Genomic DNA, 19446 nt, shown 5'->3' with positions numbered 1-19446 from the left:
GTAGCGTGTGGCTGTCGGCATTCCAGAAATGGGGTCCCATAACACATTGGCCAGTTCACGACCATCACCCCTCACCAGCCATCCGGTCGTGTCATATTTCTTTCTCACTTTTGCAATTTCCTGGACTGCCGCACTGGCCGTCATTGCCCCGAAGGTATTTCGAGGTCGACCCGTTCCGCCCTTGGACGGAATACTCATGTTCCCGGCAATGTTATTAGGGCCGAGCGTCGCGGGCTTAATGATGACGCACGTCATTGATGGAGAATCAGGTATCCGGCATCTTTTGGCGCGCATGCGGAGATTTCGGCTCGGCGGTCGCTGGTATCTGGCGCTGTTGATCCCGCCGGTCACGATTATTGCCGTACTCACGGTGCTTGCGCGATATGACTCGCCGGTTTTCGCCCACGGACGGTACCTCCTCGGCGCGACCTTCGGGATAGCCGCCGCTTTTTTCGAAGAGATCGGATGGACTGGCTTTGCGTTCCCGAAAATGCGCAGGGCCGGCCATGCCTTGGGCCCGGCAATCCTGTTGGGGCTGCTGTGGAGCTGCTGGCACCTGCCCGTGATCAGCTACCTCGGAACCACCGCGCCGCATGTCCATTACTGGCTGCTTTATTTTCTGGCGTTTGGTTCCACGATGACAGCGATGCGCGTGCTTATCTCGTGGGTCTACTCAAACACGGAAAGCCTTGCGTTAGCGCAGTTGCTTCATTTGAGTTCAACCGGGAGCCTTGTAGTGCTTAGCCCTCCGCGTGTATCGCCAGCGCAGGAGGTGTTCTGGTACGTGGTCTATGGGGCGGCCCTTTGGGTCATTGTGGGGTTTGTCACTCTCGCCTTCGGAAAGGGTCTGGCAGGCCGAAAAACTTCAGGCCTCTCGAATTCCAACCCGTGAAGCGATTTTCCGAACCAAAAACACTTACTGGCTTAGCTTTCATACGGTATTATTCGGTGCTGTGCACTTGCAGGGTTCCTAAAAACTCCGCCCGTCATGCTGGGCCCCTTCGCACTCCCTTTGCGAACGGCCCTGATCCCGCGATGCGGGAGAAAGGGCTCAAGATGACGTCACGCGGGGGGGTTTTCAACAGCCTGCCAAAACTCTTCCTTTGGACGAGGTCAAAACGTCTTCAGGCTCAGGATTTATTGGGAGGGTGGGCAGAAAAGTAGGCGTCCAGGCCGGACTCAACCTCAGTGAGGCCCTGTTCGAGGTTGCGATCGAGCGCCGCCACCACATCCGGTATTCCCTTTCCCTGCACCGGCGTGGTGCGCGTGTACACATGGTCCCACACGGTCTTGCGGGTGCTGCGGTCAACCAGTTCAAACTCCATCGACACCAGCGCCGAGATCCCTCCGGCCTGGTCAACCTCCTCGAAATTGTAAAGTCTGCCTCGCAGCAGAAATTCTCCCTGGGCTGAACTACCCACCTGGGCTATCGACTGGTATCTGCGGGAGGCCCGAAGACGGCGAATCAGAATGGTCTTGACCATCTGCGTGGGAGGCTCGGCCCACTGGTGGTACTCGTAGATGCCGATCTCGTTCGGCCCGGAACGATAAACGATCGGCTGGTCTTCCAGAACCTCAGGAGCGCCGATGTGGCCGATCAGCAGACTGACGGGCAGGGTGCTGGCGGCCGGTTCAGGCGCGGGCGGAAGCCCTGCGGTGTAGTACTTGATGACCTTTCCTCCAAGGCAACTGCTCAGGGCCGCCGCGGCCAGTGCCAGCAGGGCGAAATGGATCATTCGACGCATCAATATCGGTGCTCCCTTCTATTTCCCACCGGGCTTGCGCTCTTTCGACCTGTCGGCGCGAATCAGGGTATACGGACGCCGTTCCAGCTTGCTGGTCAACTCCTTGAGCTTTTGGGTTGCCGCCCGGACGTTCGCCATGATCTCGTCAATGTTGTCGGAGTTGTAGTCGAGTGTTTCATTCAGGTGGTCCATCACGGCTGAGGCGGTCAAAAGCGTCTGTCGAAGCTCCTTGACAGAGCCGCGCAAATCCTGCCGGTTTTCAAGGACCACGGCATTGATGTTGTTCAGCGCATCGTTTGCCTGGCCCATCGTCTTCTTCAGGTCATCCAGCAACGGCTTGAGCTGGGCGCTGGCGGATTGAACATTGTTCAGCGTGGCGGAAACCTTGGGGCGGTCCTCGGCGAGCATGGAATTGACGGCGCCGAGCGAGGCGCTGATGCTGGCCCGGTTCCTGTCGCTCAACAAATCGTCGGCGCGGGCCACCGTCACCTGGAGCTCATCGAGGCGTTGGTTCAGCTTTTCGAGCGTCTGCTGTACCATGGGATCGATCTCGGCAATCATTTCACCAAGATCGTTAAAATTAAAGGTGGGCGCCGATGGAATGACGCTGCCCGGCGGGGCTTTCGGCGCCTTGCGTGTGCCGGTGCTGAGTTCCACATAATTGTCGCCCAGCGGTCCGAGGCTGGTGACCTTTGCCACGCTGTCGGTTTTTAACGGGATATCCGGGCTGACGGTGAAATCGACTTCGATGCGTGTTGGGTCCTGCGGGTCGACCCGGACCGCCTGCACCGCCCCGGCTTTCATGCCTCCAAACCGCACTGCGGCGCCTGGTTCGATCCCTCCCGCAAATTTGAAATACGCCCGATGCGGAACGTTGCCGCTGCCAAAAGCCCCGGAGACGGCGAGCGCGGCGGCGACCAGCAGGCCGGCGGCGATCAGGACAAAGAGTCCCACCCATACCTGTTCCGCCCACTCCCGTCGCGAATTCATTTCCGATCTCCTTGTCCTGGTCCTCTGTAACCTCGCCACCACTTCGGCTGCGCCATGACGGTGACGGCCCGGCTTGTCATTTCCGCTCCTTGATGTTTCGTGTCAGCACCTGGAGGTAATTGAGCTCGTCCTCAACCTGTGGTTCTGGCACCCGGTCCAGAAACTGGCGCACGCGCGGGTTGGTGCTGGCCTTCACTTCTTCTTTGTTGCCGATGGCAATGATGTTGCCGCGATCGATCAAAAGCAGGCGGTCCGCAATCAGGAACGCGCTGGCCAGTTCGTGCGTCACCACCACCATCGACATCGAGTAGGCTTGCTTCATCTCCAGAATCAACTCGTCAATGCCAGCCGCGATGATGGGGTCAAGTCCCGCCGAAGGCTCGTCAAACAGCAGCAGGTCCGGGTCCATGGCCAGGGCGCGAGCCATCGCCGCGCGCTTCTTCATGCCTCCACTCAGCTCGGAAGGCATATAGTCCTCAAAGCTTGCCAGGCCCACCTGTTCCAGCTTGATCCGCACCATGATCTCGATGGTGGAGTCTTCCAGGCGTGTGTGCTCGGTGAGCGGCAGAGCAACATTCTCGCCGACCGTCATCGAGCCGAAAAGAGCGCCACCCTGGAAAGAGACGCCCATCTTCTTCCGAATGCCGTCCAGTTCTCTTTCCGAAGCCTGCGCGATGTTCACTCCTTTGATCCAGACTTCGCCGCCGCTCGGTTTCTCGAGCCCCATCAGCGTCCGAAGCAGGGTGCTCTTCCCTGAGCCGGAACCTCCCAGGACCACCAGGGTTTCACCCCGCAAAACATCGAAGCTGATGCCGTGCAGAATCTCCCTGTCGCCGTAACTGACGCGGAGATCCACGACGGAAATAACGGGACCCTCGCCGGCCAGTTTATTTGTGCCCATCTGCGCGCCTGCCTCATGACCGATCAACCGCGGTTGGTCAGGTAAAACAACGCGGTGAACAACAGATCAACGGCAATCACCAGAAAAATCGACCTCACCACTGCTGTCGTCGTGGAGCGTCCCACTTCCTCGGCGCCCGCCCCGGTCGAGAAACCTTCCTGGCAGCCGACGGCGGTGATCACCACGGCGAACAGCGCGCTCTTCACCAGACCGGTCGTGATGTCGCCTACCACCAGGGCGTCGCGCGTGGCCCGCAGATAGGAGATGAAGGTAAAGCTGGCGCCGGTCACGCCAAACAGGCACCCGCCCATCACCCCCATGAAATCCGCCCAGATGGTGAGGCACGGCACCATCACCATCATGGCCAGGAACTTTGGCGCCACCAGGAAGGCCACCGGACGCAGCGCCATGGTTTCCAACGCATCCACCTCTTCGGTCACTTTCATGGTGCCGATTTCAGCCGCAAAGGCAGAACCTGACCTGCCGATGACGATAATGGCCGTAATCAAAGGACCCAGTTCCCTGATAATCGAAATCGCGACTGCGTCGGCAACGAACTGGATGGCCCCCAGGCGCCGCAATTCATAGGCGCTCTGCAACGCCATAATCAGGCCGACGAAGAAGGTGATGAGGGACACAATGGGAATGGCCCCCACCCCCACCTCCATGGCCTGATGTAAAGCGCGCCGCGGGCGCAGCCGCTGCCCCCGGAAGGGCCCCATGAACGTGGCATAGGCGGACTCGCCCGTCAGGCGGGCCAATTCCCCCACGTACGCCACACCATTCAACGTTGCAGCGCCAACGCGGTCAGGCAGTGCCGTGATTTTTTCAGCAGCGCTCAACTCCCCAAGCTCCATTAAGGCTGCGGCCAGCAAGTTTCGATATGTACTCGTGCAGCCGCGTGGACAACTCTCGCCACACTTTCAGACCTGCAATGCTTCTTCTTCCGTTTTCCGGATCTCGAAAACCGTGGTCAGACGGGTCAGTTGGAGGACTTCCTGGACCGTCTTGTTGAGCCCGTACAGGACCAATCGCTTCCGGCTGTTGCGTGCCTTCATCAGAACTTCCACCAGTGAAGCGATGCCGGAGCTGTCGATATAGCGTACATCGCTGAAATTGACCACCAGCCGAGGAGTCTTTGACAAGCACTCCAACAGCAACTTCCGCAGGCGGGGCGACGTGCCCATATCGATGTCGCCAGTGACGTCGACGATGGTACTTCCTGATTGCTGGCGAGTTGCGGCGTTCATCGGCTCCTTCCTCGCAGCCTCTCTGCGCTGCTCAGGCTTGCTTCCCGGCGCCGGGCAGATACTTCTTCAGGCGTAAACGGTTGTGGTCAGGCAACCGCTCGTAACTAACCTCATCCATGATCTGGCGAATCAGATGAGTGCCACGCCCACTCAGCGCGACGGCATCAAGGGGCTGGGCGCAGAACTTTGCCGGGTCCGCCGGCTCGCCACGGTCAATGAAGGTAAACTCGAGGCAGTCCGCCTGCGCCTGACAGTTGAGTTGGACCGTGTGATTGCACTCGTTTTTGTAGGCATGGCGGATGACATTGCTAAAAGCTTCATCAACAGCGACGGTGATTTTGCGGCATTGCTCGTCCTCGATGCCCAGGGCAGCGGCAAACTGCTCCACCGCGCCGCGCACGACTCCCAGCAGTCGAGGGTCGCTGGTCAGACTCATCTCGAACTTCAGGGGCCCCTTCACCGGCTGCACAGGCACGGGCCTGGGCGGACTCCCCTCATCGCAGCTCATAACATCTCCAATTGTCGCCTTGATGGCCGAGGCTATCATACCCATTTATCGTTTCATGGGTCAACCGAACGCGGTGCACCGCCGCCAGCCATTTTGAAGGCTGATTCCGAGGGAAAGCGCCGTCCGATTCTATATTCGTTTATACTGCCAAGGGGAGAAAGAGAAGGTTTGGGCGAGCATCTATTTTCAGGCTGGGTCGGGTCACGCCGGAAGTTTCTGGGTTGCAGCGCAGCGCTTTCGTTCCTCCCCGCGCCGATGCGGCAACAGTGGTCCGCAGGCCCAGTGGCCCTTCCGGGACTTGATGCTCCCGAATTGACGCCCGCTCGCCTGCACCCGCATTACCGAACGCCAGGACCGCTTGCCGGCATTCTCAAGAAGGTCAATCCCGAACACGACGATTTTCCCGTTGAAAAGTTCGCTGCCAGAATTAAGGCGACCCTGCGAAAGTGGACTGAATCTCTCGAACAATCGGCGCCGGCGGGGCTTGATGCCGTTGGTCAGGCCCTGCCCAGTCATTTTGTGGGCGCGAGCCTTCGCCCGGATGAAAGTCGCGTCCTTCGCAACGACAGCGTCTTGGAAATCAGAAGACGGAGCTTTCCAGCTTCCCGGACGCTCGACCGCAGCGACTTTCTCGAATCCATTAAGGAGACGCTGTCATCGTATTCCGCGTTGCTCAGGGCGCAGCTCCACCTTGCGGAGGTCAAAATCGTCACCCAGGAACCTGCGTCGCTCGAGACGATTGTCCGCTACGAGCTCCTGGGGAAATCGCCGGACTGCTATCGCGAGCAGCGGTCAGGCAACTGGAGGATTTCGTGGGCGCAGACACCGCAGGGAACTCTGGGCATCACGGGTTGGAGTGCAGAAGACGAAACCCAGGTGCGCGCATCCGCTCCGGTGTTTCAGGAGATCACTTCGGAGGCGTTGGCGGGCAATCCCTCGTATTCCGAGCAGTTGCTGCCGGGAGCTAACTATTGGAGGACTGTTCTTGACAGCGCGTGCGGAATGGATGTCTACGGCAACAATGGCATCGCCGCCGGAGACATCGACAACGACGGTTTTGATGACCTCTATGTCTGCCAGCCTTCCGGTCTGCCCAACCGGCTCTATCGCAATCGCGGCGACGGAACGTTCACTGACATCACCGGCACAGCAGGCGTCGGGATTCTGGACGCTACACCGTGCGCGCTGTTTGCCGATGTCCTGAACCGCGGCCGCCAGGACTTACTGGTGGTCACGGTTACCGAGCCGCTGCTTTTCCTCAATCAGGGCAACGGTACGTTCCAGTTGAAGCCCAACGCTTTTCATTTCCAGCAGCCGCCGAAGGGAACATTCACCGGCGCTTCTTTCGGCGACTATGATCGCGACGGAAAACTGGACCTCTATTTGTGCCTGTATAGTTACTACGAAGGCCTCGGTGAATATCGCTATCCCGCGCCCTACTACGACGCGCAGAACGGCCCTGCCAATTTCCTGTTTCACAACGAAGGCGATGGAACATTCCGCGACGTCACCGCGGCGGCGGGAATGGACCAGGGCAACAATCACTTCAGTTTCGACTGCCACTGGTGCGACTATGACGGCGACGGATGGCAGGACCTCTACGTGGTGAATGATTTCGGCCGCAACAATCTTTATCACAACAACGGAGATGGGACCTTCACGGACGTGGCCGCCAGGGCCGGCGTGCTGGATATCGGCCCCGGGATGAGCGCCTGCTGGTTCGATTATGACAACGACGGCAGCCCGGACCTTTACGTCTCAAACATGTGGGAGGATGCCGGACGCCGGATCAGCGGCCAGAGCGATTTTATGCCTTCACTGCCACAGGCGACCCGCGCGCTGTATCAGCGTTTCGCTACGGGCAACTCCCTTTATCACAACCGCGGAGACGGCGCCTTTCAAGATCGCAGCAAGACGGCCGGAGTGGAGATCTCCGGGTGGTCATGGTCCTGCCAGGATTGGGACTTTGACCACGACGGATATCCCGATCTCTACATCGCCAACGGATTTATTTCCGGACCCGACCCGCAGAACCTTGAAAGCTTTTTCTGGCGGCAGGTGATTGCGCGTTCGCCTGCGAGCGGCGCCCGCTCGCCTGAATACGAACTGGGCTGGGACGCCATCAATGAGCTGGTCCGCGCTGACGGTACCTGGGCTGGCTATCAGCGGAACACTTTTTACGCCAACAATCGCGACGGCACGTTCGCGGAAGCAGCAGGGGCCGTGGGACTCGACTTCATTGATGACAGCCGGGCCTTTGCGCTGGCGGATTTTGACCACGATGGGCGGCTGGAGGTTTTTCTCAAGAACCGCAGCGGGCCGCAGCTTCGAATCCTGCGCAACGTCGCGGAAGGAATCGGAAATGCAATCGCCTTCCGCCTGCGCGGGACCAAAAGCAACCGCGATGCAATAGGGACCTGGGTCATTGTGGAGACCGCCGGCGCGCGTCAGATGAAGCTTTTGCAGGCAGGGTCGGGATTTTGTTCGCAGCACAGCAAAGAAATCTTCTTCGGCCTCGGTCATTCCTCTGGTCCCTTGCGCGCCACGATTCACTGGCCCAGCGGTGTGGTGTCCACATACGATAACCTGCCTTCCAACCACCGCGTTGAAGTTGTGGAGGGTTCACAGGAGGTTCACGCGGAGCCCTTTGCGAAGTCCGCTTCCGGGCCTCATGCGCGGGACGGCCAGCCGCGAGAACCGCCGCTCCCATCCGTGTTTGGAACGTGGCTGATTGCACCTCTTGACGCGCCGGATTTTTCCTTGCCTGACCTGGCGGGCAAGACGCACGCTCTCTCCGGGCTTGCCGGGACTCAGGTATTGCTGAATTTCTGGGCGACCTGGGCAGAAGCTTCCATCAGCTTCCTCGCCCAGCTCCAGAAAGGGTCGGGCCTTCTCCGGCAGGCCGGGCTGCAGGTTCTTGCAATCGCCGTGGACCCGCCGGGCAGCCAGGAGAAGGTTCGGGCGCTCGTTCGCGAACATCAATTTTCATTCCCTGTCCTTCTGGGACCAGACGAGGTGGGTTCGGTCTACAACCTGCTGTTTCGGTATTTGTTTGACCGGCACCGGGACCTTCCTGTTCCCACATCCTTTCTCATCGATAGAGATAGCAGCATCGCCAAGGTCTACCAGGGGCCTGTGGAGGTTTCCCAGATCGCCAGGGACGCGGCGCGGATCCCCCGCACCGCCACGGAACGCCGGCAGCGCGCTCTCCCGTTTGTGGGCCAAACCCGCGGCACATACTCGCGCAACTATTTCACCTATGGCCTGGTGTTTGCGCAGCATGGGTACAGCGAGGCGGCGGAATCGGCATTCGAACGAGCCATCAGCCAGGATCCCAACGCCGCCGAGGCGTATTACGACCTGGGCACGCTTTACATGCAAAAGAAGCAATGGGGCCTGGCGGAAGCAGTGCTGCAAAAGGCAGTCCAACTCAAGCCGGGCGACCCGATGGGCCTAAACAACCTGGGCATTGTGGCGGCGCAGCAAGGAAAGCCGACGGTGGCTGAACAGTATTTCAAGCAGGTGCTGAAGTCAGACCCATCCAATAATCTGGCCATCAGCAATCTTGCTGACCTTTACCGAAGCCAGCAAAGGTTCCAGGACGCCCAACAGTTACTTGAGGAAGCTTTAGAAGGCAGCCCGGATGATCCTCAATTGAATTACAAGCTGGGAATGGTGTACGCGGGGCAGGGGCGCAATAGCCAGGCGCAGACGTACCTTGAACGGGCAGTTCGATTGCAACCTGGCAACGCCGAGGCACTTGATAATCTCGGCGTCGTCTATGCCCTGACCGGACAGCTTGATCGCGCGGCTGAGACTTTTTCCCGGTGCATTCAGGAAGCGCCCAGCTTTGACCAGCCCTATCTGAACCTGGCGCGAGTGGACGTTAAAATCGGCCGGCGCGAGGAAGCTGTTCAAGTCCTGAAAGCATTGCTCGCTCAGGTCCCCGGGCATCCTCTGGCGCAAAAATATTTAGAGCAACTACAGAGGTAGAGCTTAATGTACGGCACACGCCTTGTTTGTTCACGCCCCTTCTGAGAAAATTGCCTCAGGAATCGACGATGCGGGTTATCAATTCAACGTGCGCTTCGGGATGTGGCCGGGAGAATGATCTGCGGGATTTCCGGCCCGAGAGGTTCAAGGTTTGGAAAGTAGCTCTGGCGCTGTGGTGTGCGCTTTCAACCGGACTTTTGGCCCAAACGCCCGGCACCGTTACGGGAACTGTGAAGACCGAGGTCGGGGCAGGCGTTCCGCACGCGGAGGTTATTGCGAGGGCGTCCGGCGGGCGAATTGCTGCCACCGCCCTGACCGATGATCGCGGGAGCTTCCGGTTGCCGCCGATTCGGTCCGGCACTTATCGGCTGGAAGTCCAGTTTCCCGGGCAATTGCAGGTTGCCTCCAGACCAGTGGTGATCAAGGACGGGGACCACGCCGTATTGGATTTCGTTGGCGTTCCTGCGCATGGAGCGTCGCAAGGCCACGGTGATTTGCTCGGCCCGGTTACCTTCTACAACCACTCCGACTTCAAGCAAGGGCAACTGACAGATCCATCAGGCGGCGGAGGATACAGCAATGGGGCCTCTGCCCAGGCCGTCAAAATACTCAACCAGTATCTTGCGCCGCCAGACTCGGCGGCCTCTGGGAACGGCGGCGAGTCGTACGGAAAACCTGCTTCTGTAGCAGGACCACACGAAGCGGAATTAGAACGGTCGGGGAGCGAACTTTTGAAAAACCAGAATTACGCACAGGCCGTAAGGGTTTTCCAACAGGCGACGGCCCTCTACCCTCTATCGGAGCGTTTGCAGATGGGGCTTGGCCTGTCGCTGTTTGGCGCTGGGAAATACCCGGAAGCCGCTGGCGTCATGCATGAAGCTGCCAGGCTTGCACCCAATGATTCCGGGCCGGTCGTGATGCTTGCTGAGACCCTACAATTTGTGGATGACCCTGCAGCCCCCGGCCTGTTGAAACGTTTTGTGGAGCTTCATCCGGCGAACGCCAGAGGCCGTTATGCTTACGGCCTTTCCTTGTGGAGGGAATTTCGGATAGACCACCATCCGGCAGCGCTCACTGGCGCCGAGACGGAATTCAAAAAGGCGGTTGAGCTGGATCCAAATGATGCCGACGCCCATCTGCAATTGGGCATGATTTACGACGAGCAGAAGCTGCCGGACCGTGCGGCCAACGAATACCGGACAACCCTCCACGTGAACCCCAAGCTGGCTGCCGCGCATTACCGCCTCGCGCAGGATTACGAGCGCCTGGGAGAAAAGGGGAAGGCCGAGGCGGAATTCGCGCAGTATGATCAACTGCGCGGGCGCACATCCCGTTGAGGAAAATCAGCGACTGGATCCGCCGAATCGTTCTGCCTGAATGAGCAATGGGTTTGCGCCCTACGTGGTGTCGCCGTAGTCAGCCGCATTCAGGAAATCGACAGAGTCCAGATTGCTATCAACACGGTCGAGCACGTAGTTATCATGCCCCGGGTCCAACGCTGACGATTTGGTGGCGTCCCGCACAGGAAGCTTCCTGCTGGAAGCCGTATTCAATCCCATCTGGTTGAGCAAGCCGTGCATGTCGATCGGAGTGTCCGATTCAGTGTTGCGGGGCAGGAACGGCGAGATAGCCACAGCCTCGTTGTGATTTTCAAACCAGGCCAGAAATGAAGATTGGTTGGCGCCCGAAAGCCGTTGCTGGTCAATCCAGGTGAGGAAAGCTCCCATATCCGCGTCGATCAATGACCCCATCGGATCGGGTTCCGGGTCGGGGTCCTTTCCCGAAAGAAGCTCGTTCATCGGCCGCTGCCGCTGCCGGGGAGCAAAGCGCGCTACGAGCGTGAGCGGATGAGCACGGCGCAACACCTCGCGCGCCGTCCATTGCACAAATGTCGTGCTGAAGATCTGAGTGCCCTGTCCCTGCGTAAAAATGCTGGTTTCAAGGTGGCCGATGATTTCGTCTTCGGGCTTTCCGCTCAGGCCCACCTGTTCCGGCCGAAGTTTGAAAAGCATACTGGTCAAGGCTTCCGGCCCGCCGATGCCTCCATTGATCGCCTTGGTGATTTTTTGCAATATTGCTTTCCGAGCCGGTTCCAGCGCGCTGTAAGAAATCGAGGTGAGAGCGGTTTCCGAAAGCGCTTCCGCCGGCCCGCCATCGATATACCAGTGGCCGAAGGGAACCGGATGGGCCTTTGCACGCGCTGCGGCTGCGTCCAGGAGGATGCGGAGGCCATTTGAGGGGTCCACCCGCGTGAAGCGTGTACCATAGGGCCGAAGTCTGCGGAACAGAGGGTAATGGCTCTCTTTCACGTCCCTGCCAACGACAGCGACACCGAGCCTCGGCGTTTCCAGTTGCTCGGGCGGCATAGTAGCGTTGACTTTATCCATCAGCTTTTCCGCGGCGCCACGGAAGCTGTCAATTTGATGAGTGGCCCAGAGGTAGGCGGAGAGTTGCTGCGAGAAGCTTCCTGGCGCGTCCACCCAATTGAACTGCTCAAGCTGGCGTGAGAGTTTCAACTGTTTAAATTCCGAAAGCAGGCTGGTCAATTCAGGCCCGGAGCGTGAAGACAGGTAAGAAAGCTGGTGATCGATTTCACGGCGTTCAGCCGGAAATTTCCAGTCGTACTGTTCAAGCTGCTGGAGGATAAGCGGAGCAAAAGCCAGCGGAAGTTGGCGGAACAGATCGAGGTGGTCCATCGCCACCTGCCTGGCCTGCGGCGGGTAGCCGTTGAACTGTTCGGCTTTGATCTCAGCAGGCAGCATTCTATCTAAGAAACCTCCGCCAGCGGTTTGCCCGTCCCCATCGTGGCCGAGAAGCCTAAAATTGAACCCAGGGTAGGTACAAGGTCCAGAGGTTCCACCGCGCGCTCCACCACGGTGTTCTCGCGGGTCCCGGGCCCGAGCGCCATGATCCACGTAGTGCGCGACAGAGCGTCGCCCGTGCGATGGTGTTGAAAACCGTTTCCGCCGGCATCCAGGTCGGAGTCGCGGCCGAAATCCGGCAGGATGAACATCGTCGTCTTGCCCGCGTATTCGGGCTGGCCCTGAATTTCCCGCCAAATCTCGGCACAGAGGCGGTCCGTGCGCTGGATTCCTTCGATGTAGAGGGAATAGGAGCCTGAGTGGGCAACGTCCATGTCGTGCAGAGTAATCCAGAGCAGGCTGGGCGCGTACCGCCGCATCAACTGGCGAGCGATGTACACCGAAAGCTCATCGGGGCTTGAAAGCGTCAGGGCGTGCGCCACAAAATCCGAAACAGAAAGCTGCAGCAGACTCGAAAACTGGTGGAGATTAACGTTGTCCCCCTTAACCTCTGGAGTGAGGAGAGGGGTTTCATAATTGTCCACCAGGAGATGTTCATATCGGGAGTCATTCGTCGAGGAGAGGGCTTGTTTCAGCAGCCGCTTCGGCAGAATGACATTGGCAGCATAGTCCGGGCCGAAAGAGCGAGCATTGCTGCCCCCAATCCGGTTGAAGCCATTGGCTGGAGCTACCACCCAGGCGTCGTGGAGCGGACGCTTCAAGTCCCTGCGGAAATATTCAAAGACCGTCGGGTGGTCCGGAGGGACCGCCGCGAAGTTGTCAAAGGTTTCGTAGACGCCTGTTGCCAGGCTCGCGGTGGCCACGTAGTGCCCCAGGATTCCACGATTGATGACTCTGGTGAAGAACGTGGACTGTGGAATGAGTTCCTTGAGAAGGTGTGGGATGTTTTCCTGGCCCTCGGGCATGAAGGTTTCTTCATCCCGGCAACCCCCGCCAAATGTGACCACCACAGCTTTCCGCTTGGACCGTTGGGGAGCCGCGAAGGCGTGGCTCGATGACAGTCCAAACAGAGTTGCCGCTGCGGTCGCTCCCGTCATAAGCCTGAGGAAATCCCGACGGCTGCGGGAGACGGCTTCGGTGACCCCGAGCGGACTCAAATGCTTCATTTTCGGTAACAACGAGGACCGCATCATTACTTGCGTCTTTTCAAATTCCTGACCTGATGGCCAGAACGCTTTTCCTGCCGCTTGCACATCGCCATTCGCGCCGTCCGCCAATGCAGGCAGGCTGCACGCCGAAGCGAACTTTTGCCATGCCGGTTATTTTAGCACCGCGTGGGCAGGTAGTAACTGAGGAGTGCGGTTTTCCACTGGCTCGATGATTACCTGCTGTTCCCGGCCTTTCACTGCGGCGCCGGCCGGGCAGATCGGATGGCAGGAGCGCACTTGTGTGCACCCCTGCCGGAAGTGGATTAGAAGGAAAACTTCAGAGCAAACTGGATCTGCCGCGGATCGTTGAAGGGGAAGCGCGTCGATCCAACCCTTCCGAAGTTCTTGTTCGTAAAGTCTGTTGATCCAGGTATGGAAACCACTCCGTTGCCGCCAAAACCTGGAGCGTTAAACGTCGGATGGTTCAGGAGGTTGAAGAATTCACTCCTGAACTGGAGATTGTACCGGTCGGAGATGCGAAAGTTCTTGAAGAGGGAAAAATCAAACGTGAGAAGGCCGGGTCCGGAAACCGATCCCCTGCCTCCTCCCAACAGAGCCAGGCCTGTTAATCCTGGAATGCATCCAGCGGGGGTTGCGGTGCCCGGCTTGCAGGGTTGGGTGAAAGCCGCAGCATTATAGAAACTGTCCGGCGCGCCCGGCCCGTGCCGGTCCTGCCCCGGAACAAGCATGGCAACGCAACTGGTGCCGGAGGTTGTTCCTATGGCGCAACCGATATTCTGTGGCTGACCGGTTTCAGCCGTGTTAATCCACTGCATACTCCAGCCGCTGACGATCTGGTTCATGACTCCGGTGCTGTTGGCGAGGAAGTGTTTCCCCTGGCCAAACGGAAGCTCGTAGCCGCCGCTGAAGTGAAAAACGTGTCTCATATCAAAGTTGCAATCGGTGTAATCCCCCTGTATCCCAAAACCGGGGACGGCAGGCGCGCGATAGCCGACGGCGCCTCCGTTGAGCAAATCGGATGCGTCACTGCGACAGCGTGAGTAAGTGTAGGCCACTAGGAAGGTCAAGCCGTTGGCGAATCGCTGTTGGAGGCTTGTCTGTAGCGCATGATAATTACTGTTGCCCTGGGTGGTGTGATAGCTTTGGCCTTGTCCGAAATCCGGGAACGGTATGTAGAGGCCGACGCCCGGAGAGGAAACGGCGTGGGTGTTCGTTCCTGGCGGCAGGATCTGCGAGGGCCGGTTGGATCCAACGCCCACCTGAAGGTGCCTCACCTGATTGCCCACATAGCCCGCAGTCACGGTCATATTAGAGGTAAGCGCATATTGGAGCATCAGGTTGTATCCCATCGTATATGGGGTCTTGAAGTTGGTCTGCAGTCCCTGAAGTGAGAGCCCCTCAGCCTGCACGAGCGATGGATTGATGGGTGTGCAGTCGAATCCCGACTCGAACATGAAGGCGCTTTCGCAAGGCGAACCCGCAAGCGTGGGAAAGGTTGTTGATGAAATCGGATTGCCACCGTTTGGCGCGGCAAAACCGAACGTGAACTGGAAAGGGTAGTTTTCGCCGATGTTCGGCCCATAACCCTGGTTCTCAAACGAGTTATAGAACATTCCGAAACCGCCCCGCGCCACCAGCTTCTGGGTTGCCTGGTATGCGAATCCGACTCGAGGCGCGAAGTTGGTTTTCTGGACGTCTATCAAGCCTGGATTGTTACTTGAGACGATCTTGATACCGTCCTGAGCGGTCAATGCAAGGAAGCTCGGAGAGAGACCCTTGTTCCGGTTAGCAGGAATCAGAAATTCAGCCGAACCCGGAGCCGCCGGGACAAAATTCGCCTGAGCGCCAAAGTGCTCAAAAATCGGGCCAAAATAGTCCCATCGCAAACCGAGGTTCAGCGTCAGCCTGGAATTGTACTTCCAGTCATCCTGGAAGTAAGCGCCCCAGTATTTCTTCCCGTCGTCGGTAAAGCCGATGTTGGATGCTGTGTAATTGTTTGTGCCACCTACATTCGGAATCGCGCTGGCGACACTTGGACAGCCGCTGGGTGTTCCTCCTGGAGTTGGACCCGGGCAGGGGAGAAGCAGAAACTGAGCCATGCCAGTGTTGCCGCTTATACCGTCCGGTACGCCCGTGTAGGTTCCGTTGTAATCGAATGTGCCGTGTGACCTGTTCGGCTGAAGGGTCGAGAATTTGATGTGTTGATATTCAAAACCGGATTTGAAGGTGTGTTTGCCATAAACTTTTGTGAGATTATCCGTTACCTGCGTTGTCTGGCTGATTTCGTCCGAAGGCAGAAAACCGTTGCTGCCAAGCGTACTTAGGCCGCTGAAGGTGAACTGCGGCAGGCCGCCGTTTTCCGCCACCTGAGGAATTGAGCTGGAAATGCCGAACTGCTCAGGGATTCCGAGGGTGTTGGCGACGGGTCCGAAGCGCGTTGCATGGAGGCGGCTCTCTCCCACGCGTGCTTCATTGATCAGGGTCGGGGAGAAGATATGCGTGTAGCTGTAAGCCGCCAGAATCGAAAGCGCATTCTGGTCACCTTGCTGGAACGCTCCGCCGTCGGCGATACCTCCAAACGGACTCGGAATAAACTGCGGGTCCTTCACGTAGCTGAACGTCCCAAACATCTGGTCACTTTCGCTCATGTCGTAGTCAACCCGAGTGTCAAAGGCGTTGCGGTTTTCTTTAAGCACCGGGTTAGAGGCAAAATTCTGAACGAGCGAGGATGCAGTGGGACTCGGATAAAGGTTCAAGAGTTTAATCGCGTTCTGATCAAGGCGCCCGGCGGGTAACTGGTTCAGCATGCAGGACGCGGTGCTGGCACATGCGCCAGTGAAATTTGTAATGCCAGCAATGCTGCCCCCCGTATAAAACGGGTCGCGCACATAGCCGCTGGAGGTCGCCGTCAAACCTGTCACCGGGTCAACTGTCCCGGTAGTCACAGGGCGTGTCGTGGCGGGGTCGAGAACTGTACCGAACGGGAAAGACCGGCCCAGTGCGTCAACCTCAGCCTTGCTGCCGGCCTGCTGGGTGATGAGTTCCGATAAGTCCGTATACCCGCTGCCTCGCATCAGGCCGGTCGGAACCGATGAAGTAAACACACTCCCCTGGCGCCTGCGCAGCGCCTCGTAATCCCCGAAGACGAATAGCTTGTTCTTCTTGATGGGCCCGCCGGCGGTGAACCCGAACTGATTTTGCCGGAACTTGCCCTTCGTAAGGCCACCGGCGTTTTCAAAGAAATCCGCCGCATCAAACTTGTCATTGCGGAGAAATTCCCAGGCATTGCCATGGAACTGGTTGGAGCCTGACTTGATGGTAGCGTTCAGGATGGCGCCACCTGCCCGTCCATACTCTGCGCTGTAATTGGAGGTCTGGACCTTGAATTCAGCAATGGCGTCCACCGGGGGCAGCACATTAAAGTTCGTCCCGTTGAGGAAATCCACGTTGTCCGAATTATTGTCAATTCCATCAAGCAGGTAGTTGTTTTGGGCCGGCCGCATTCCGTTGGCTGAAAACGCGCCGTTTTGGGCATTGCCGCGCGTATCGGCCTGCGGAGTGTTTACGCCGGCCACAAGCTGCGCGAGGAATGTGAAGTTGCGCCCGTTGAGCGGTAGATTGTTAACACTTCGTCCTGTAATGACATCACCCAGGGAGGCGTTCTGTGTTTGCAGCGCGGGAGGCTCGGTGGTCACGGTGATCGTTTGCGTAACTGCGCCGGGGCGAAGCGTCATGTTAGCCACGAGGTGCTGATCGATGTTAAGCGCCAGGTGCGACTGGATCGCCTTGGCGAAACCCGGAGCCTCTACGCTGATACTATATGTGCCGATCTTGACAGGCGTGAACGTGTAATTGCCCTCGCCAGTCGTGGTGGTTGACATGGTGAAACCGGTTCCCTCGTTGGTCAGGCTGACTTTGGCATTGGGAACCACAGCGCCGGACTCGTCCTTCACGGTCCCCAGAAAGCTACCGGTGTCAACCTGCGCGCGAAGTCCCGGTGCGAAAACCGCCATCGCAACAACACTGATTAACAATACATGCCATGTGCGAACAGTAAGACGACGTGCTTTGCGCATACCAAAGCTCCCTCTGAAAGGCACACTTCTCATAGCCATGCCCTCCGTCTTTAGGTATTGATTAGTTACCTCGACCCGACGCAATCATTACGAGCAGTGTGTGAAATCAACAGAGCTTGCCAAACTTCGCAAAAGGTCTGGAAATGAAATGTCCTTTTCAGGAGCGTCTCGCCGCACCTGTCCGGATGTTCGCTGACGATTTGCGCCTAAACGAAAATGCTTGCATATCTAGGCCCAAGCTTTTATCACTGGAAACGTTTCCTGTCAAGCGAAAACCGATACTATCTAGTTAAGCGTGAGTAAGAAAGCATGTGCTTATGAGCTTTGTTCCAATGGGGACCCGAAAGGGCAGTGCGAAATCACGGCAGTCCAGGACACCTGTTCCCGATCTCGGGTTTTTGAATTGTATCACCACGATTTCAGTGGTACGTTGATGACAAGCGGGGGTGTACCCATGCAATTCAACCGGCGAGACTGCTTGAAGGCGCTTGGGCTCGGAGTTGCGGCGGTTTCCGGCGCGAAATCCGTGGCCCTGGCTGCGCGGCCGGTGTCGAAAACCGATGCCAGCAAGCTCCGGATGCCGGGGCTCTATCCGGGCCGCGTGGTGTCCGTGGAGAATCCTTCCGTTCTGGTGTCAGGCCAGTACCAGGCGGGAGCCGTCCAGCAGACGCTACGGCGCGGCATGACTGAACTGACAGGTGCAGACTCCTGGGCCGGCGCCTGGCGGCTCTTCTTTGAGTCTGGAGATGTTGTCGGAATCAAACTCAACCCGGTGGGCCAGCCGCTGGTGAAGTCGGACGCAACTGTGGTCCGCGAGATCATTGCGGGGCTCAATGCCGCGGGAGTCCAAAATAAAGACATTGTCGTCTATGACCGTTACCGTGACCAATTTTTCAACGCAGGATTCGACAAGTGGCTGCCGGCGGGCGTTCGTACTTCATACGCGGCTGATCACTATGAGTCCATCCAGCAGGGGATGGACGGTTATGACCCCGACCATTATCTGGACATGGCGTTGACCCTGCCGGGCTACGGAATCGACGATGTCAGGGCGAGGCGCTCTTTTGCGGCGCGCTTTATCACACGTCAGGTGAACAAGCTGATCAACGTTCCCGTGCTCAAGGACCACCAGTCGGCCGGAGTCACTCTTGCCCTCAAGAACCTCTCCCACGGCCTGGTAAACAACGTCAGCCGCAGTCATTCCTCCTCCACGCTGAACGCTTGCAACGCTTTTATCCCGGCGGTTGTTTCCTTGCCTGTGATTCGGAACAAAACCGTCCTCCACATCCTGGACGGCGTCAAAGGCCTGTATAACGGCGGACCCGGCGCAAGGGCACAGTTTGTGTGGGAGCATCGCACAATCTATTTCGCCACAGATCCCGTCGCCCTCGACCATGTGGGCTGGGAAGTGATCGACGCCAGGAGGGTCTCGGTGGGGATGAAAAGGCTCTTCGAGTCCACGCCGGATAAATTCAGTACCTTCATGCACCGGCAGCCCGAGCACGTCGAGATCGCCGGCGCTCTCGGGCTGGGCGTATGGGACCGCGACAGAATCGACTTTCGGCAGGTGAAGGTCTAAACGGCACGGCGGTTTTGTGAAATCGCCGGTGAGGCATTTCAGGCTGACGGTCCGCAACACTTCTTGTACTTCTTGCCGCTGCCGCAAGGGCAGGGGTCGTTGCGGCCGGGCTGCTCGCCCTTGACGATGGTTTCCTGGCGCGGACCCAGGCTGCGCCAGAGCTGGCGCAGGTCGTACACGCCCCAGATGGCCTCGCCAAAGACCTCCAGGCGCTCCTGGCTGGTACTGGGCGGGCCGTCTTCGGCGTACATGCAGATCTCGGGCTTGCCGGTGTCGTCCTCGGTGAGGGCGACGATGGATTCGAGCGCGCCGTCCAGCCACTGGGCGGCTTCCTTGTCGCGCGGCGCAGCCCATTCCTCGGGCCAGTTTTCCACGGCGAACATGAAGCCCAGCGCCCAGACCTGGGCAAACGAGGGGATCTCCTGGCCCTCCATCTCGGCGCGGTCGGCCTCGGGCAGGCTGGCGACGGCGCC

Annotated in this window: 14 protein-coding genes; 4 read left to right on the top strand and 10 right to left on the bottom strand. The window is 58.5% G+C overall.

Annotated features, from left to right (window positions below; all coding sequences use genetic code 11):
- Window positions 1–238 precede the first annotated feature (238 nt).
- Window positions 239–892, top strand: coding sequence for a CPBP family intramembrane glutamic endopeptidase (locus VFQ24_05005; GenBank protein ID HET9177701.1), 654 nt, complete (start codon window positions 239–241; stop codon window positions 890–892).
- 238 nt (window positions 893–1130) lie between these two features.
- Here the strand turns inward: VFQ24_05005 and VFQ24_05000 are convergent, their stop codons facing one another.
- The 6 genes from VFQ24_05000 to VFQ24_04975 form a co-directional block, all read right to left on the bottom strand.
- Window positions 1131–1736 (bottom strand): PqiC family protein, encoded by a 606-nt coding sequence (locus VFQ24_05000; GenBank protein HET9177700.1) that lies wholly within the window; start codon window positions 1734–1736, stop codon window positions 1131–1133.
- A gap of 27 nt (window positions 1737–1763) precedes the next feature.
- Window positions 1764–2735, bottom strand: a complete 972-nt coding sequence (locus VFQ24_04995; GenBank protein HET9177699.1) for an MlaD family protein — start codon at window positions 2733–2735, stop codon at window positions 1764–1766.
- A 76-nt stretch (window positions 2736–2811) separates the two neighbouring features.
- A complete protein-coding gene (locus tag VFQ24_04990; GenBank protein ID HET9177698.1) occupies window positions 2812–3636 on the bottom strand; it encodes an ATP-binding cassette domain-containing protein in 825 nt (274 codons plus the stop codon).
- 23 nt (window positions 3637–3659) lie between these two features.
- The gene (locus tag VFQ24_04985; GenBank protein ID HET9177697.1) at window positions 3660–4478 is read right to left on the bottom strand and encodes an ABC transporter permease; all 819 of its coding nucleotides are present in this window, start codon (window positions 4476–4478) and stop codon (window positions 3660–3662) included.
- A gap of 81 nt (window positions 4479–4559) precedes the next feature.
- The gene (locus VFQ24_04980) at window positions 4560–4886 is read right to left on the bottom strand and encodes an STAS domain-containing protein (protein HET9177696.1); all 327 of its coding nucleotides are present in this window, start codon (window positions 4884–4886) and stop codon (window positions 4560–4562) included.
- 31 nt (window positions 4887–4917) lie between these two features.
- The gene (locus VFQ24_04975) at window positions 4918–5394 is read right to left on the bottom strand and encodes an ATP-binding protein (GenBank protein ID HET9177695.1); all 477 of its coding nucleotides are present in this window, start codon (window positions 5392–5394) and stop codon (window positions 4918–4920) included.
- A 168-nt stretch (window positions 5395–5562) separates the two neighbouring features.
- On the opposite strand from VFQ24_04975, the gene VFQ24_04970 reads away from it, so the two are divergent.
- On the top strand, window positions 5563–9387 hold the full coding sequence (locus VFQ24_04970; GenBank protein HET9177694.1) for an FG-GAP-like repeat-containing protein: 3825 nt from the start codon (window positions 5563–5565) through the stop codon (window positions 9385–9387).
- Window positions 9388–9455: 68 nt separating this feature from the next.
- Window positions 9456–10724: a tetratricopeptide repeat protein gene (locus VFQ24_04965; protein ID HET9177693.1), complete on the top strand. Its 1269-nt coding sequence runs from the start codon at window positions 9456–9458 to the stop codon at window positions 10722–10724.
- 60 nt (window positions 10725–10784) lie between these two features.
- On the opposite strand, the gene VFQ24_04960 is transcribed toward VFQ24_04965, so the two are convergent.
- The 3 genes from VFQ24_04960 to VFQ24_04950 form a co-directional block, all read right to left on the bottom strand.
- A complete protein-coding gene (locus VFQ24_04960; GenBank protein ID HET9177692.1) occupies window positions 10785–12149 on the bottom strand; it encodes a hypothetical protein in 1365 nt (454 codons plus the stop codon).
- 5 nt (window positions 12150–12154) lie between these two features.
- Complete coding sequence (locus tag VFQ24_04955; GenBank protein ID HET9177691.1) at window positions 12155–13315, bottom strand: hypothetical protein; 1161 nt, start codon at window positions 13313–13315, stop codon at window positions 12155–12157.
- Between the two features lie 305 nt (window positions 13316–13620).
- Window positions 13621–17331, bottom strand: coding sequence for a TonB-dependent receptor (locus VFQ24_04950; GenBank protein ID HET9177690.1), 3711 nt, complete (start codon window positions 17329–17331; stop codon window positions 13621–13623).
- 517 nt (window positions 17332–17848) lie between these two features.
- Between VFQ24_04950 and VFQ24_04945 the strand changes: the two genes are divergently transcribed.
- Window positions 17849–18973 carry a DUF362 domain-containing protein gene (locus VFQ24_04945; GenBank protein HET9177689.1) on the top strand — a complete coding sequence of 375 codons (1125 nt, stop codon included), beginning with the start codon at window positions 17849–17851 and terminating at the stop codon, window positions 18971–18973.
- A gap of 38 nt (window positions 18974–19011) precedes the next feature.
- Here the strand turns inward: VFQ24_04945 and VFQ24_04940 are convergent.
- A partial coding sequence (locus VFQ24_04940; GenBank protein ID HET9177688.1) for a UPF0149 family protein occupies window positions 19012–19446 on the bottom strand: 435 nt, incomplete at its 5' end.

Source organism: Terriglobia bacterium, assembly GCA_035712365.1.
In the GTDB taxonomy this organism is placed as follows: domain Bacteria; phylum Acidobacteriota; class Terriglobia; order UBA7540; family UBA7540; genus SCRD01.
Note: the sequence above shows the minus strand (reverse complement) of the source record. Positions and strands in the feature narration are given on the sequence as shown.

Bases quoted from the DNA above. Each gene is read 5' to 3' on its own strand.
- VFQ24_04960 (HET9177692.1), bottom strand. From the start codon at position 12,149: ATGCTGCCTGCTGAGATCAAAGCCGAACAGTTCAACGGCTACCCGCCG.
- VFQ24_04995 (HET9177699.1), bottom strand. From the start codon at position 2,735: ATGAATTCGCGACGGGAGTGGGCGGAACAGGTATGGGTGGGACTCTTT.
- VFQ24_04990 (HET9177698.1), bottom strand. From the start codon at position 3,636: ATGGGCACAAATAAACTGGCCGGCGAGGGTCCCGTTATTTCCGTCGTG.
- VFQ24_05005 (HET9177701.1), top strand. From the start codon at position 239: ATGATGACGCACGTCATTGATGGAGAATCAGGTATCCGGCATCTTTTG.
- VFQ24_04975 (HET9177695.1), bottom strand. From the start codon at position 5,394: ATGAGCTGCGATGAGGGGAGTCCGCCCAGGCCCGTGCCTGTGCAGCCG.
- VFQ24_04965 (HET9177693.1), top strand. From the start codon at position 9,456: ATGCGGGTTATCAATTCAACGTGCGCTTCGGGATGTGGCCGGGAGAAT.
- VFQ24_04980 (HET9177696.1), bottom strand. From the start codon at position 4,886: ATGAACGCCGCAACTCGCCAGCAATCAGGAAGTACCATCGTCGACGTC.
- VFQ24_04955 (HET9177691.1), bottom strand. From the start codon at position 13,315: ATGAAGCATTTGAGTCCGCTCGGGGTCACCGAAGCCGTCTCCCGCAGC.
- VFQ24_05000 (HET9177700.1), bottom strand. From the start codon at position 1,736: ATGATCCATTTCGCCCTGCTGGCACTGGCCGCGGCGGCCCTGAGCAGT.
- VFQ24_04950 (HET9177690.1), bottom strand. From the start codon at position 17,331: ATGGCGGTTTTCGCACCGGGACTTCGCGCGCAGGTTGACACCGGTAGC.
- VFQ24_04945 (HET9177689.1), top strand. From the start codon at position 17,849: ATGCAATTCAACCGGCGAGACTGCTTGAAGGCGCTTGGGCTCGGAGTT.